Consider the following 17096-nt stretch of genomic DNA (forward strand, 5'->3'; position numbering starts at 1 on the left):
AAGGTTTGAACAACTGAATGTCAGAAAAAAGAGTAGAAGTCCAAGAATTGACATTAGAAGAAGTAATGGGTGATCGTTTTGGACGATATAGTAAATATATCATCCAAGAAAGAGCATTGCCGGATATTAGAGATGGACTTAAACCTGTTCAGCGACGTATTTTATATGCAATGTTTTCAGAAGGAAATACTCAAGATAAAGGTTTTAGAAAATCTGCTAAAACAGTTGGTAATGTAATTGGTAATTTTCATCCTCATGGAGATAGCAGTGTTTATGATGCTATGGTTCGTTTAAGTCAGTCTTGGAAAATGAGAGAACCATTGATCGACATGCATGGTAACAACGGGAGCATGGACGGAGATCCTCCAGCCGCTATGCGTTATACTGAAGCGCGTCTTTCAAAAATAGCAGCAGAGTTACTTGCAGATATTGATAAAGAAACAGTTGAATTTGTGCTGAATTTTGATGACACAACACATGAACCTACCGTTTTACCGGCACGTTACCCTAACTTATTGGTTAATGGAGCAACTGGTATTTCTGCTGGTTATGCTACAGATATTCCTCCCCATAATATTGGAGAAGTTATTGATGCATCAGTTCATTTAATCTCGCATCCTAAAGCAACAACTCAAGAATTGATGCAGTTTGTTAAAGGGCCTGATTTTCCAACGGGTGGAATTATACAAGGAATAGCGGGATTAACAGCTGCATACGAAACTGGAAAAGGAAAAATTGTCGTACGTTCTAAGACTGAAATTGAAGAAGTTCGTGGTGGGAAGCAGCAAATTGTTATAACGGAAATTCCATATGAAGTCAATAAAGCCAACCTCGTAAGGAAAATGGATGAGATTCGAATTAATCGAAAGATTGAAGGAATAGCAGAGGTTAGAGATGAATCTGATCGTACGGGTTTAAGAATTGTTATAGAATTAAAAAAAGAAACAAATGCTGAAGGAATTCTTACCTATTTCCTGAAAAATACAGACCTGCAAGTATCTTATAACTTAAATATGGTAGCAATTGATGATAAACGACCTCAGCAAGTGGGGTTGAAACAAATTATTGAGGCATATATTGGCCATAAACGGCAAGTAATTTTAAAACGTACAGAATTTTTATTGCGTAAAGATCAGAAGAGAGAACATATAGTTGCAGGTCTAATTAAAGCAATCTCAATATTAGATGAGGTAATTAGAGTAATCAGAAACAGTCAAAATAAAGCTGACGCTAAAAATAACCTGATTACAAAATATGAATTTACTGAAGCTCAGGCAGAAGCAATTGTCAGTTTACAACTTTATCGATTAACAAATACGGATATTACTCAATTGCGAAAAGAAGAAGCCGAGTTGCAAACTCGAATTAAGCAATACCAAGAAATATTGGATAGTTCTACAAAACTTAATAACGTAATGAAAAAGGAATTGAAAGAAACTAGAAAAACTTATGCTACAGACCGGTTGACCACTATTCAAGATGAGATTGAAGAACTTACCGTTGATACAGAAGTTCTGATTGCTGAAGAAGAGGTGGTTGTGTCTGTAACAAAAGAAGGTTACCTGAAACGTACAAGCTTACGATCTTATGGTGCTTCAAAACCAGAAGAAATTGGTCTGCGTGAGGGCGACTATCCTGTCTTTTCCGAACAAATGACCACTTTGCAGCAGATTGTTATATTTACTACGAAAGGAAATGTGATTAATCGTCCCGTCCATGAACTTCCAGAGATACGTTGGAAGGATTTAGGACATCATATTTCTCAATCAATTGCTTTAGCTCAAGATGAAAAAGTCTTAGCGGTCTTTAAAATCAGTGCGTTTAGTTCACAACATCGATTTGTTTTAATAACTAAAAACGGGTTTATTAAACAAACATTGGCGACCGAGTACGAACCGAAAAGAACTTATCGTTCAAGAGCTGCTAATGGAATAAAATTAAAATCAGATGATGATCGTTTGATTGCAGTATATTTTCTTGAGAGCGAAAATGCTAGAGATGTGTTCTTAGTAAGTAATATGGGATTCGGCTTGAAATATCCCCTAGATGAAGTTTCAGTTGTCGGAGCGAATGCTGTTGGTGTAAAATCAATAGATCTAAAAAAAGGAGATTATGTTATTTCTGGTATAGTATTTGAACAAGACCAGAAACAGTATAATGCGTTACTCGTTACGCAGCGAGGATCAGTCAAAAAAATGAATTTAATTGAGTTTGATACAATTTCTAGAGCAAAACGAGGATTACATGTACTCAAAGAATTGAAAAAGAATCCTCATAGAGTAAACTTATTGATTGATGCAAAAAATAATAAAGAAAGCATTACCATCATCACGGATAAACAAAAAGAATTTACGATTCTTCCTAAAGATTACAAAGTAAGTGATCGTTACAATAATGGTTCATTCTTATTAGATGAAACATCTGATGGAGTACCAGTAGACTTTCGTTATGATCAAGTCGTGATCAATGAATCTGAGAATTGAAAAGTTGAATAAAAAAAGGATGTCCGCTGTTTAAGGCGGACATCCTTTTTATTGTTTAATTCTTAAATTATTTATTTACCAATGAAAGCTTGTCTGTAAACTTCAGCAAGTTCTGTAACTAATGGCAATTTAGGATTTGCAGTTGTACATTGATCTTCAAAAGCTCTTTCAGCTAATGCATCAACTTCTGCTTCGAAAGTATTTTTATCAACACCATTTTCTCTGATACTCATTGGAATATTCAATTCTTTAGCAAGTTTGTAAATAGCGTTTACTAAACTTTGAACGCCTTCTTCAGTTGTGCTGGCAGGAAGACCCAAAGTTCTTGCAATATCAGCATAACGTAAATCAGCAATAAAGTGTTCATATTTAGGGAATGAAACAAATTTTGTCGGTTTTTTAGCATTGTAGCGAATAACATGTGGTAATAATATAGCATTAGCTCTACCGTGAGCTATATGGAATTGAGCACCTAGCTTGTGAGCTAAACTATGATTAATTCCTAAGAATGCATTTGCAAAGGCCATACCCGCCATAGTAGAGGCATTATGCACTTTTTCTCTTGCTAGTTCATCGTCACCATTACGGTAAGCTTTAGGAAGAAACTCGAATATTAGTTGAATTGCTTTAATAGCAAGGCCATCAGTATAATCATTTGCCATGTTGGAGACATAAGCTTCGATTGCATGAGTCAAAACATCCATTCCCGTATCAGCGGTAACAGTTTTTGGTACACTCATTACAAATTGAGGATCAATAATCGCTACGTCTGGAGTCAATTCATAATCTGCTAATGGATATTTGATGTTATTTTCATTATCAGTAATAACTGCGAATGAGGTTACTTCTGATCCAGTACCTGATGTAGTAGGGATCGCTACAAATTTAGCTTTTTGTCCGAGAGTTGGGTATTTATAAACACGTTTTCTGATGTCCATGAATTTTTGTTTTAGACCGTTAAAATCTACATCAGGATGTTCATGGAATAACCACATACCTTTGGCAGCATCCATTGGAGAACCACCACCTAAAGCAATAATAACGTCTGGCTGGAAGTCATTCATTGCTTTTGCACCTCTAAGAACAGTTTCTTTAGAAGGGTCTGGTTCTACATCTGAAAATACTTCACAGTGAACGTAATCAGGACGGTTTCTTAGATAATAAAGAACTTTATCTACATAACCTAATTTAACCATCATAGGATCTGTAACAATGAAAGCTTTTTTAATATCAGGCATTTTTGCTAAATATTGAACTGAATTTTTTTCAAAGTAAATTTTAGGTGGTAATTTAAACCATTGCATATTATTTTTACGATTTGCACGAGTTTTTACGTTAATCAAATGCATTGTTCCTACGTTTGAAGATACTGAGTTTCCACCATAAGAACCGCAGCCCAGTGTTAATGAAGGGAGGTAAGCATTATAAATGTCCCCAATTGCCCCTTGTGAAGAAGGTGCATTCACAATTAAACGTCCAGCTTTCATGCGACGATCAAATGCATCAATTACAGTTTCATCTGTTGAGTGGATGACAGCAGAATGTCCTAGTCCGCCATAAGCAAGCATTTCTTCAGCACGCTTGATTCCTTCTTCGCTACTATTAACTTTATAGGCTGCAAGAACTGGACTTAGTTTTTCTCTTGAAAGTGGATAATCTTTACCTACGCCTTCAAGTTCAGCGATCAAAATTTTCGTTTCTTTTGGAACGGAAACACCTGCAAGTTTAGCAATTTCGTAAGCTGGCTTACCAACAATATCAGCATTTAAATTGCCTTCAGGAGAAACCATAAAGTTTTCAACTTTTTCTCTTTCAGCTGTAGATAAGAAGTGACAATCATATTTAGTTAATAGGTCTTTTACTTCAGTATAAATTTCTTTATCAATTATGACGGCTTGTTCTGATGCGCAGATCATCCCATTGTCAAAAGTCTTAGATAAAATCAAGTCATTAACTGAACGTTTAACATTTGCAGTTTTTTCAATATAGCAAGGAACGTTCCCTGCACCTACACCAAGAGCTGGTTTACCTGAACTATATGCTGATTTTACCATGCCTGGACCTCCGGTTGCTAAAATGGTTGCTACTCCGCTGTGTTTCATTAAAGCTTGAGTTGCTTCCACAGAAGGTGCTTCAATCCATTGGATACAATTTTTTGGAGCGCCAGCTTTTACTGCTGCGTCGTAAACTGTTTTAGCTGCTGCCACACTAGATTTTTGAGCAGAAGGGTGGAAAGCAAAGATAATTGGATTTCCTGTTTTAATTGAAATCATTGATTTGAACATGGTTGTTGAAGTTGGGTTGGTAACAGGAGTAACGCCTGCGATAACCCCAATAGGTTCTGCTATTGAGACAGTTCCTTCATGTTTGTTTTCCGCAATTACTCCAATTGTACGATCACTCTTGATACTATGATAGATATATTCGGTAGCAAAAAGATTTTTGATAATTTTATCTTCATATACACCACGTTTAGTTTCTTCAACAGCCATTTTAGCTAATGGCATGTGTTGATCTAATCCACCTAAAGCCATTTGTTTAACAATTTCATCAATTTGTTTTTGATCTAATGAAGCTAATTCCTTCAAGGCTGTTTGTGCGTTACCGACTAAGCGATCAATCATGCTTTCGATTGAATTTTCAACTTTGACTTCTTCTTTTTTCTTAACTGATGTTAATTGAACCATGGTAAATCCCTCCGATTAATTATTGTGAAGTTATGAGCATGTAGTGCTAAAAATAAAATGTTCTATTCTTACTTCTGTTCCTAGGATTAAAAGAAGTATAAAATAAAACATGTATTTATCACAAATTGACTATACCATAGTGTAAACGGTTACTAAAAAAACATTTGTGACATTTTTGTGACAACTTTCACAATGGAATTTTTTTAACTGTTTTTTTATGTATGTATATAGTTAATAGCTCAAATTTTCACTTGTTAGATGTAAGTAATTGTGATATATTGAACGTGAAGATAATATAATTTATAAAGGAGCAAATAATATGGAAAAACAACATAAAAATATTTTAGCAGAAGATTTATGGAAGGGTTTTAATGGATCAGATTGGAAAACTTCAATCAATGTTAGAGATTTCATCCAAAAAAACTATACTCCCTATGATGGAGATGATACTTTCTTAGAAGATGCTACTGAACGTACAAACGAACTTTGGGACCAAGTTATGGATCTTAACAAAAAAGAATTCGATGCTGGTGGAATGCTGGATATGGATACGGAAGTTGTTTCTACTATCACTTCTCACGGACCAGGTTATTTAGCTAAAGAAAAAGAAAAAATTGTAGGATTCCAGACAGAAAAACCTTTCAAACGTTCTCTACAACCTTTTGGTGGTATCCGTATGATGGAACAAGCTGCTGAATCTTATGGATTTGAAGTTGATCCAATGTTATCTCATGTATTTAGAGATTGGAGAAAAACACATAACCAAGGTGTGTTTGATGCTTATACACCAGAAATTAGAAATGCTAGACGTACGGGTGTTATTACTGGTCTTCCCGATGCCTATGGCCGTGGACGTATTATTGGTGACTATAGAAGAGTAGCTTTATATGGAGTAGATCGTCTAATTGCAGATAAAGAAACTGATAAATCAAACTGCGGAAACGGCATGATGAGTGAAAAAATCATTCGTCAGCGTGAAGAATTAAGTGATCAAATCAGAGCTTTAGTAGAATTGAAAGAATTAGGAAACATTTATGGATTTGATCTATCTAGACCAGCTAAAAATGCTCAAGAAGCATTCCAATGGTTGTATCTAGGTTATTTGGCAGCAATTAAAGAACAAAATGGAGCGGCTATGTCTCTGGGCAGAACGTCAACATTTTTAGATATCTATATTGAAAGAGATCTAAAAGAAGGCACAATGACTGAACAAGAAGTGCAAGAGCTAGTCGATCATTTCGTTATGAAATTAAGACTGGTAAAATTTGCTCGTACACCAGAATATAATGAACTGTTCTCTGGAGATCCTACTTGGGTTACTGAATCAATTGCCGGAGTTGGTATAGACGGACGCCATATGGTCACAAAAAGCAGTTATCGTTTCTTACACACATTAACAAACCTAGGACCTGCACCAGAACCAAATTTAACAGTGTTATGGTCAACAAAACTACCATCTTCATTTAAAGAATACTGTGCTAAAGTGTCTATTGAAAGTAGTGCTGTTCAGTACGAAAATGATGATATCATGCGTGAGGAATGGGGAGACGACTACGGAATAGCTTGCTGTGTATCTGCTATGCCGATTGGTAAACAAATGCAGTTCTTTGGAGCTCGTGCTAATCTTGCTAAAGCACTTTTATATGCTATTAACGGTGGGGTAGATGAGCGTACAAAAACACAAGTTGGGCCAAAATATCAACCTATTACATCTGAAGAGTTAGATTATGATGTTGTATTAGAAAAATATGATGATATGCTTGAATGGCTAGCAGGTATGTATATTAATACATTAAACATCATCCACTATATGCATGATAAATATAGCTATGAAAGAATTGAAATGGCTTTACATGATACAGAAGTAATGAGAACAATGGCTACTGGTATTGCTGGTTTTTCTGTAGCAGTAGATTCGCTTTCAGCAATCAAATATGCGAAAGTAAAAACAATCAGAGACGACAATGGATTAGTAATGGACTATGAAATTGAAGGAGATTATCCAAAATACGGTAATAATGATGACAGAGTAGATGAAATAGCGATTAATTTATTAAAAACATTTATGACTAAAGTTAAAAAACATCCAACTTATCGAGATGCTAAACATACTACTTCAATCCTTACTATTACTTCAAACGTTGTATATGGTAAGAAAACAGGAAATACACCAGATGGAAGAAGAGAAGGTGCGCCATTTGCTCCAGGTGCTAACCCACTTCACGGAAGAGATACGCATGGGGCGTTGGCAAGTTTGAATTCAGTAGCCAAACTACCTTATAAAGAATCTTTAGATGGAATTTCAAACACCTTTTCTATCGTTCCTAAAGCACTAGGAAAAGAAGACACAACTCAAAGAAAAAATCTTGCAACTATGCTTGATGGATATGTTAAGAAGAACGGACATCACCTTAATGTGAATGTTTTAAATCGCAAAACACTTGAAGATGCAATGGAACACCCAGAAGAGTATCCTCAATTAACCATTCGAGTATCTGGATATGCCGTTAACTTTGTAAAATTAACAAAAGAACAACAAATGGATGTCTTAGGTAGAACATTCCACGAAAGTATGTAAGGAAAAGCAATAACAAAAGCAGAACAATTATTATTGGAGGAATTATTATGACAGAACCAGCGATAGGGTACGTTCATTCTACGGAAAGCTTTGGATCAGTAGACGGCCCGGGTATTCGATTTGTGATCTTTATGCAAGGATGTCGTATGCGATGCGAGTTCTGTCATAATCCTGATACTTGGAATATGGGTGGAGGAACTCCGTATACAGCAGAAGAAATGATGAAAAAAGCACTTGATTATAGAGAATACTGGGGAGAAGAGGGAGGCATTACCGTTAGTGGTGGTGAACCCCTGCTCCATATTGATTTTCTAATAGAATTTTTTAAATTAGCAAAACAAGAAGGTATCCATGTATCTCTTGATACTTGTGGACAACCATTCACATATGATCAGCCATTCTTTGGGCGATTTGAAGAATTAATGAACTATACTGATCTTGTGTTGATGGATGTGAAGCATATTAATAATGAGGAACACAAAAAATATACGATGCATTCTAATGAGAGTATATTGGCTATGGCTCAGTATTTATCAACTCGTGGCGTACCGATGTGGCTAAGGCATGTATTAGTACCAGAACGTTCTGATTATGATGAATATCTCGAACAACTACATGAATTCATTGAGCAACTAGAAAGTGTTGTAAAAGTTGAAGTGTTACCTTACCATCGATTAGGCGTTTATAAATACAAAGAGTTGGGAATTCCCTATAAATTAGAGCACATTGATCCACCAACTGCTGAACGGGTTGCCAATGCAAACCGTATATTACAGACATATAAATACTAGTCTTTAAAGAAAGAAGCAGAAGTCTAACTTTTGCTTCTTTTTATATGATTGAATTTATTTAAAAATTCATATATTCTAATAATAGACATAAATGATTAAAAGGAGATTTTTAAATGGATAAAATACTAGTTTTTGGACATAAAAGTCCAGATACCGATGCAGTAACATCAGCTATTAGTTTTAGTTATCTACAAAATCAGTTAGGCTTAGATACAGAGGCAGTAGCACTTGGAGAAATCGGTGAAGAAACAACTTTTGCGTTAAATTACTTTAACGTTAATAAACCTAGAGTGGTAACTACAGTTTCAAATGAAGTGAAGCAGGTTATGCTAGTTGATCATAATGAATCACAACAAAGTGTTGAAGATATCGAAAAAGTTGAAGTACTTTCTGTTGTAGATCACCATAGAATCGCGAATTTTCAGACTGCTAATCCTCTTTATTATCGAGCTGAACCTGTTGGTTGTACAAATACTATCATCTTGAAATTATATAAAGAACATGGTGTCACTGTTCCAAAGGACATAGCTGGAATTATGCTATCTGCAATTATTTCAGATACTCTATTATTGAAATCTCCAACTTGCACAGATATCGATATAGCTTCTGCAAAAGAACTAGCTGAAATTGCAGGAGTAGACCTAGAAAATTACGGTATAGAACTTTTAAAATCAGGTACGAAAACTAGCGATAAATCTGCAGAAGATCTTCTCAATGCTGATGCAAAATCTTTTCCAATGAACAAAAAAACTGTTCGTATTGGGCAAGTGAATGTAGTAGATGTAAATGAAATTATAATAAGGAAAGAAGAATTATTAGAAGCAATGAAAGTACAAAGTGGAATTCAAGGATATGACTTATTTATTTTGTTGATTACGAATGTTCTGGAAAATGACTCTACAGCTATTGTATATGGAGATCATTTTAAAGAAGTTAGTGAGGCATTGAATAGTTCTATAAAAGATAATGTTATATTTTTAAAAGGAATTGTCTCTCGCAAGAAACAAGTTGTTCCCCAATTAACTGTTAAATTTGAAAATTAATATAATCAAAAAAGCAAAGCTCAAATAAATGAGTTTTGCTTTTTTACTATTATAATAGTAATTATCTCATTATATGTGCACAAATAATTTTGAAAAATTCATTATATGTGCACAAATAATTTTGAAAAATTCATTATTTGTAATATAAATCACAATATTAAATTGAAATTAAAAAGTATACAAACATTCTCTAAGTGAAATTTGTATACTTTGAATTTTTAATTTATGGGGATTTCTATCAAGTTAAAGGTATGCCGATTCAAACTAGCCATTTGTTCAGAAATGGCTCCTACACCTTTATAGGCAAATTCATCTAAGCGTAATTGGTCATTATAAAGAATAACGATATCTTCTATGTTAACCTGTTCATCTACTTCGACCATTAAGTGACTCATCATTAACACAACAATAGGATAGAGTTTACCATTGATTAGAACCTCATGCTTTGCACGATTTTTCATTATACCATTTCCATAACCAATATCGCATATAGCTATAGAAGTATCTTTTTCTGCAACAAAAGCAGCAGAATACCCAGCGCTGTGCCCTTTTTTGAGCCGAACGATGTCTTTTACACTAGCGCTTACTTCAATTGTCTGAGCTGGTAATGATGTAGGAACTTTATCAAAATAGGGAAGTGCACCGTAAGCTGTAGCCCCAGGTCTTATATGAGTATGTCCTTCCAATAGCCCTTCTCTCGTATAAGAAGCACTATTTTGAGCATGAATATACTCTAGGTCTCTAATATAGTCTTTTAGATGTTTCAATACAGTTAACCAATTATTCTTTTCAATCTCATATTTAGGTTCTGTGAGATCATCTGCAAAAGCAAAATGTGTCCAAATCCCCGTTATCTCAACATAATCTTCTTTCAATACTTGAAGCATTTCTTCTGAATGATCAAATCCAAATCGATTCAACAAGTTTTTATAGACTAGTTGTACTTTTATTCCTTTTAGTTGTATTTTGTATTTATTATAGAATGTTAAGTTGGGAACAGTTAATGTAATATCATATTTTTTCAACAGATTAAACTCAATAGAAGGATCTAACAGTAATATCATGATTTCCTTATCTTGTTTACGCAACCAAATAGCTTCAGATAGATTAGTTGTTGCATAACTTTTGATTCCAGCTTGATAAAATGCAGTAAACGCACGTTCCATTCCAAAATTATAGGCATCATTTTTAACCACTACAATAACATCATTTTGACTTTGTAAGGATTTGGCTTGTTCATAGAGTCTTTGTTGATTCAGCTTTAGTATAGCAGTCATCTTATTCTCCTAAATTATTTAGTATTTCTTGAAAGTAAATTACGCCATTAATCAGTACTTTTTCGTCAAAGTTAAAAGTAGAGGTATGGAGTCCGCTGGTATATCCTAATTCCTCATTTCGAATACCTAAAAAAGCAAAATTAGTCTTCGCTACTGTGTCATAAAAAGAAAAATCTTCTCCGTAAAGATAAGGATGTTCTTTGACTTTAAATCTTAAACCTGCTGACTCTACACTTTTTTCAACTAGTTCAAGTAAAGAACTAGTATTTATGACAGGTGGATATCCTTCAGCTACAGTTAAAGTAGAAGATGTTTTAAAAATCAAATCACTACTTTTAACGACGGCTTCAATTTTTTGTTTAATGATTTCAAGATCTTTTGGATCATAGGTTCTAATAGTGCCTTCTAAATAACCCGTACTTGCTACTGTATTAATAGCTTCTCCGGCAGTCATTTTACCAATATGAATAACGTTCTGATTTAATCCATTTAGATGATACTGTTGAATTTGAGCAATTTGATTAGCAATATGTGACAATGAGCCTAAAGCATTTGCTCCTGTTTCTTTTTCGGCTACATGAGCAGACCTTCCTTTAATATTAATTCGATATTCAGTAGCACTTGCCATTAATGGACCTTCTTTTGTCATGATGATTCCTTCATCAGTATCTGGACCTAAATGAAGAGCAAAAATAGCTTCTAAATTATAATCTGAGAATGGAAAGGCTTTGATAAGAGCGTTTGCTCCAGCATTTGATTCTTCAGATGGCTGAAAGATTAAGAGTACATTATGTTTTAGCAAACCTTGATCTTGTTGCGACTTACATAACTCAGCGAAAGTGAGTAGGATAGAGGTATGGCCATCATGGCCACAGGCATGCATTGCTCCGGCATGAGTAGAGGTAAAAGGAGATAAAGTTTCTTCTTCAATTGGAAGAGCATCAATATCCGCGCGGAAGCCGATTGTTTTACTAGAATTTCCTTTTAGATATACAATAGTTGCTGTTTCAAGAGGTGTTAAATAATCGATATTTAATTGATTTAAAGTATCTCTTATATAAGCTGTTGTTTTATATTCATTAAAAGATAATTCAGGAATCAGATGCAATGCTTGACGGTGGGCTGATACAGTTTGTATATAGTCTTTCATAGTTTAAGGACTCCTTGATTTGTATAATTAATAGGTAGTTGTTTATAAGAATAAAGCTAAAGTGAAATTAAAAATAAAATTCACTTTAGCTGAATAAATTAATTTAAATTACGAAGGGCAGAAATAATATCTACTTTTCCAGCTGCTACTTCGTTAGTATTTTTGATTACTCGAGCAGGGACTCCAGCTACTACAGTATTTGCTGGAACATCTTCTGTTACAATAGCACCTGCAGCGACCACTGCGCCTTTATGAACGGTTACGCCTTCAAGAACAACCGCATTAGCGCCAATAAGAACATCATCTTCAATAATGACAGGTTTTGCACTAGCAGGTTCAATTACACCTGATAAAACAGCTCCAGCACCAACATGAACATTTTTTCCGGTAGTTGCTCGTCCACCCAAGACAGCGCCCATATCCACCATAGTTCCTTCTCCAACGATTGCTCCGATGTTGATGACAGCCCCCATCATGATGACCGCATTGTCTCCAATCACTGCGTGTTCTCTAATAAAAGAACCGGGCTCAATTCTGGCATTGATCTCAGTAGCATCCAATAAAGGAATTGCAGAATTTCTGCGATCTTGTTCCAATACGTGATCTATTAATGATTCTTTATGATCGACAAAGAATTTTTTCCAGTCATTTAAATCAGTAAATAGGGTATAACTATTATTGCTCCCAAATACTTTAAAAGTATCAGGGAAATCAGTTTTCTTCAAATCCGTATTCACATAGATTTTAACAGGGGTTGTTTTAGTTGAGTCGCTAATATATTGAATGATTTCGTCTGCTGAAAATTCTCTCATGTTTTCATTCTCCTAAGTTGTTGTAAGTATAGTATCCATTTGGTTTATTGAGCAATTGAGCGGCAACGGTCAGTGCACCACTTGCAAAAATATCTTTTGATTGTGCAGTATGCTTGATAGAGATGACTTCATCATGACCGGCATATAGCACTTCATGTTCACCAACAATGGTTCCTCCGCGAATAGAGGATATACCAATTTCTCTATTATCTCGTTTCTCAGATTTTTCATGACGATCATGAACTGGCTGAGCATCTTGCCGGGGATTTTGGACAATGGCATCATACAATTTTACTAAAGTTCCACTTGGAGCATCCACTTTTTGATTGTGATGTTTTTCAATCATTTCAATATCAAAATCTTGTAAAAGAGGGGTAGCGTATTTAATGATTTCTGTTAAAATGTGCACGCCATAACTCATGTTGGCGCTAAAGAAAACGGGTTGCGTTTTTGCTTTTTTCTGCATAAGCTCGACCAATGTATCTTTGTCTCCAGTTGTCGCAATAATTAACGGTACAGAGATCGTAGATTTTAAAAGCTGAGTTGTTAGTGTAGGGTGTGAAAAATCGATCACAACATCTACTTCAGGTAAGGGGTTATCAAAATTTGTAAATATGGGATAGGATGCATCAATTTTTGCTTCTGGAGTAACTACTCCAGCAATTTTATGACCACTTTCTTCAGCGATAGCTGCAACGCGTTTATTCATTGCTCCAAATCCGACTAATAAAATATCCATTTAATTCCTTCTTTCTATTAAATGACGGTAAGTTTCGATAATTGCAATTTGGTCAACTTCTTCTAGAGTCACTAATGGAAGTCTCACTTCGTAATCTCCGAATCCTAAAAAGCTAGTTAATACTTTAACTGGAATAGGATTGACATCGATACTTAATACTTCCAGTAAAGGGAAAAGATCTTTATAAAGCAAATTTGCTTTATCCAGGTTTGTTTTTACAGATTCAAACATTTCCTGATATTCTTTAGGCAATACATTTGCAGCTACTGAGATTAATCCATGCCCACCTTGAGAGAAAAAAGGCAGAGCAAGATCGTCGTTACCACTATAAAAAGCAAACGAATTATTGACTACAGATTGAAGTCTACTTAAGTGAGTCAAGTCACCAGTGGCATCTTTTAATCCAACTATATTTGGGTGTTCTGCCAACACGCGCAACGTTTCTGGTTCAATTGTCATGCCAGTACGTGCGGGCACATCATATAAAATCACTGGGATATTGACTGCATCTGCAATAGCAGTGAAATGCGCCAGTAACCCACGCTGACTGGTTTTATTATAATAAGGTGTAATGACTAGTAAGCCATCAACGCCGAGTTCTTCAGCTTCTTGTGAAGCCTGAATACTCATTTTAGTATTGTTTGAGCCAGTTCCTGCTATTACAGGTACTTGTCCATCAGAAACCTCAAGCGATACTTTGAGTAGTTCAGTTTTTTCTTCGGAAGTTAGCGTAGAACCTTCTCCAGTTGTTCCATTAACAATAAAGCTTTGAATATGATTTTCTTTTAAAAATGCTAGGTGTTTACGGAAATTTTTGTAGTCAACATCTCCTTCAGAAAAAGGAGTAGTCACTGCAGCTCCGATACCGGTGAATAGGTGGGTCATTTAGTATTCTCCTTTCTGGTGATCAATTGTTCTAGGATTTGAATAGCATTCAAGGCAGCGCCTTTTAGAATGTTATCACTGACTGTCCAGACATGGAAAGTATTAGGCAAGCTATTATCTTTTCTGATTCGACCTACAAAAACACCTTCTTTACCCCCGGCGTTTACTGGCATAGGGTAAATATCGTGTTTCGGATCATCTTCAAGTGTAACATAAGGATTCTCATTGAATAACATTTTGATTTCTTCTGAAGTTGTTTCTTTTTCTAAGGTAACATTTATGGCTACTGAATGAGCACTGGTAACGGGTACTCGTACACAAGTTGCGGTAACGGGCAGAGAAGGAAGCTGAAGGATCTTTCTGGTTTCTTCGATCATTTTGATTTCCTCTTTAGTGTATCCGTCTTCTTGAAAGACGTCTATATGTGGTAGAACATTATTATAGATTGGATGAGGATAATTGACAGGTTCCTCACCACGTTCACCGCGTTTAAGATCTTCTATCCCTTTCCAGCCCGATCCCGAAACCGATTGATAGGTTGTGTAAGCTACTCGTTTTAAGCCATAAGCGTCTGCTAAAATATTTAAGGGACCAACTGATTGGATGGTGGAGCAGTTTGGATTAGCTATAATTTTTCGTGAAAGGGAAGGGGGATTCACTTCCGGTACTACCAGTGAAATTTCAGGATCCATTCTCCAAGCACTGGAGTTATCGATGACAATGGCACCCTGTTGTTCAAATAATGGAGAGAACTGTAAACTGGTTTCTCCACCAGCGGACATTAGTACATAATCGAAAGGGCCCTGAGTTTTTGATTCAGTTAATTCTTCTACAATGTAAGATTTATCATTAAATATAATTTCTTTTCCAGCTGATCTAGCTGATGAGAAAAGTGTTAGTTTTTCTATAGGAATATTTCTTTTTTTCAGCAACTCAAGCATCGTACTGCCTACTAACCCGGTCGCTCCAACAACTGCAATAGAATACATAAATAATTCCTTTCTGAATTGAATTTTAAAATCCTTTTATAAATCAAACTTCTTACATAGAAGTTTAGTAGCTTTTTTTCCGTTCGTTTCATCAATTACACAAGAAACACTTATTTCAGATGTTGTAACTTGATAATAAGGGATTTCTGATTTAATTAAAGTTCTGAATATTCGGGAGGCAACACCAGACATATCTCTCATTCCAGCACCAATAACGGATATTTTTGCATAATCTTCGACAATATTTACTGTAAGATCAGGATACGTTTCTTTAAGGAGATTAAAGATACTGATCAATTGTTTTTCATCAGAATCTTTAGCAGTGAAAGATAACTGCATTCCATAAGTATTTCTAATTTGAGAAATCATATCAATGTTTATTTCTTCTTGTTCAAGTTTTTTAAAGATATCATTAAGAAGTGCTTCTCCGTTTGACGAGTCTGTCAGAGTAACGTGAGACATATCTTTATCTAAAGCTACACCTGTTACTGCTTTTCTTTCAAGTATTTGGTCATTAGGCACGATCCATGTTCCTTTCTCAGTTGATAATGTTTTCCCAAGATATAGATGAAGTCCATTATTGTTGGCTAATTCAACACTCCGAGTTTCTAGTACGCCAGCTCCTAAAGCGGACATCTCCATCATTTCTTCATAGGAGATCATATCCCAACTTTTTGCAGTAGGAAAGATTCTGGGGTCTGTACTGTAGACGCCCGTTACATCTGTATAGATTTCACAAGTACAACCTAATGCTGCTGCAAGTGCTACAGCAGTTGTATCAGATCCACCGCGACCAAGAGTTGTTAATTCTCCTTCTTTATTAAATCCTTGGAATCCTGCAACAATAATGACTTGGTTTGTTCTAAACAGCTGATTAAATAGATCTGTTTTAATGGAAGAAATTTTACTTTTCAAATGATGACCAATGGTTTCGATTCCAGCTTGATATCCAGTTAAAGGCCTGGATTTTACTCCTATGTCATTCAAAGTCAAGGAGAGGTAAGAAATAGTCTGCTGTTCACCAGTAGTCAACAACATAGCTAAATCCTGATCATTAGGAGTAGAAGTAATATGCTTAACATTTGCCAATAATTCATCAGTTGTTTTTCCCATAGCGGAAACGACGACGACTAATTCTTCATTATTTTCACTTCGATCTTTCAAGTAGTTTGCAATATCTTTAATTTTTGGTAAGTCTGCAACGCTAGATCCGCCAAACTTCAATACACTTCTTTTCATATTTATCCTTTCTAAATGTACTGAGATTACCTGTAATCTTCTGCCTCATAATAATAAAAAAGAGGACAAGTCGAGGTTGCCGACTTGTCCTAAAGAATCTATATATACAAGCGGAAGCACTCCGTAAAGTAGATTACCTATTCAATTATTAGGTCGTCTACTTATAAAACGGCAGTCTGTCTATTCTTCATATACAGCCCAACAGTTTATATTCTGCAAAATATAAACCATTTCGGCAAATCTCCCTTTCCTTATCACGAACTTACAGGTTCTTCGTATGATTAAGTACTAATGATCTTTGCGCCTCATCCAGTCATTAAGTTGTAGTTTGTTATTTGCTTATAACCATATCAAAAATATAAATGAAAGTAAACAATTATTCGCTAAAAAAGTGAAATATACATTTCAAACTGGATTCTATTC

12 protein-coding genes and 1 riboswitch are annotated in these 17096 nt (G+C 35.2%); of the genes, 4 read left to right on the forward strand and 8 right to left on the reverse strand.

The features are described 5' to 3' along the window. Nucleotides 1–17 precede the first annotated feature (17 nt). A complete protein-coding gene (gene parC, locus BLT22_RS02115; protein ID WP_091760172.1) occupies nucleotides 18–2483 on the forward strand; it encodes a DNA topoisomerase IV subunit A in 2466 nt (821 codons plus the stop codon). Between the two features lie 71 nt (nucleotides 2484–2554). Here the strand turns inward: parC and adhE are convergent, their stop codons facing one another. Continuing rightward, a complete protein-coding gene (adhE, locus tag BLT22_RS02120; protein WP_091760175.1) occupies nucleotides 2555–5170 on the reverse strand; it encodes a bifunctional acetaldehyde-CoA/alcohol dehydrogenase in 2616 nt (871 codons plus the stop codon). Between the two features lie 319 nt (nucleotides 5171–5489). Between adhE and pflB the strand changes: the two genes are divergently transcribed. From pflB to BLT22_RS02135, 3 genes are all read left to right on the forward strand, one after another. After that, nucleotides 5490–7748: a formate C-acetyltransferase gene (pflB, locus tag BLT22_RS02125; RefSeq protein ID WP_091760178.1), complete on the forward strand. Its 2259-nt coding sequence runs from the start codon at nucleotides 5490–5492 to the stop codon at nucleotides 7746–7748. A 47-nt stretch (nucleotides 7749–7795) separates the two neighbouring features. Beyond that, a complete protein-coding gene (gene pflA / locus BLT22_RS02130; protein ID WP_072694883.1) occupies nucleotides 7796–8539 on the forward strand; it encodes a pyruvate formate-lyase-activating protein in 744 nt (247 codons plus the stop codon). A gap of 113 nt (nucleotides 8540–8652) precedes the next feature. Beyond that, on the forward strand, nucleotides 8653–9582 hold the full coding sequence (locus tag BLT22_RS02135) for a manganese-dependent inorganic pyrophosphatase (protein WP_087060197.1): 930 nt from the start codon (nucleotides 8653–8655) through the stop codon (nucleotides 9580–9582). Nucleotides 9583–9800: 218 nt separating this feature from the next. Here the strand turns inward: BLT22_RS02135 and BLT22_RS02140 are convergent, their stop codons facing one another. From BLT22_RS02140 to BLT22_RS02170, 7 genes are all read right to left on the reverse strand, one after another. Further along, nucleotides 9801–10859, reverse strand: a complete 1059-nt coding sequence (locus BLT22_RS02140; RefSeq protein ID WP_091760182.1) for an alanine racemase — start codon at nucleotides 10857–10859, stop codon at nucleotides 9801–9803. Between the two features lies 1 nt (nucleotide 10860). Further along, nucleotides 10861–12009 (reverse strand): M20 metallopeptidase family protein, encoded by a 1149-nt coding sequence (locus tag BLT22_RS02145; RefSeq protein WP_091760185.1) that lies wholly within the window; start codon nucleotides 12007–12009, stop codon nucleotides 10861–10863. 98 nt (nucleotides 12010–12107) lie between these two features. Next, on the reverse strand, nucleotides 12108–12821 hold the full coding sequence (dapD, locus tag BLT22_RS02150; RefSeq protein ID WP_087060222.1) for a 2,3,4,5-tetrahydropyridine-2,6-dicarboxylate N-acetyltransferase: 714 nt from the start codon (nucleotides 12819–12821) through the stop codon (nucleotides 12108–12110). A gap of 4 nt (nucleotides 12822–12825) precedes the next feature. Next, nucleotides 12826–13560, reverse strand: a complete 735-nt coding sequence (gene dapB, locus BLT22_RS02155) for a 4-hydroxy-tetrahydrodipicolinate reductase (protein ID WP_091760188.1) — start codon at nucleotides 13558–13560, stop codon at nucleotides 12826–12828. Next, nucleotides 13561–14445, reverse strand: coding sequence for a 4-hydroxy-tetrahydrodipicolinate synthase (gene dapA / locus BLT22_RS02160; protein ID WP_087060218.1), 885 nt, complete (start codon nucleotides 14443–14445; stop codon nucleotides 13561–13563). Continuing rightward, nucleotides 14442–15434, reverse strand: coding sequence for an aspartate-semialdehyde dehydrogenase (locus BLT22_RS02165; RefSeq protein ID WP_091760192.1), 993 nt, complete (start codon nucleotides 15432–15434; stop codon nucleotides 14442–14444). Before BLT22_RS02165 ends, dapA begins: the two co-directional genes overlap by 4 nt. A 36-nt stretch (nucleotides 15435–15470) precedes the next feature. Next, entirely contained in the window at nucleotides 15471–16673 is a 1203-nt protein-coding gene (locus tag BLT22_RS02170; protein WP_091760196.1) for an aspartate kinase, read from the reverse strand. A 106-nt stretch (nucleotides 16674–16779) separates the two neighbouring features. Beyond that, nucleotides 16780–16990, reverse strand: a riboswitch (Lysine riboswitch). Between the last annotated feature and the right edge of the window lie 106 nt (nucleotides 16991–17096).

The sequence above is a fragment of the Marinilactibacillus psychrotolerans genome, from assembly GCF_900101525.1.
GTDB classification, from domain to species: domain Bacteria; phylum Bacillota; class Bacilli; order Lactobacillales; family Carnobacteriaceae_A; genus Marinilactibacillus; species Marinilactibacillus psychrotolerans.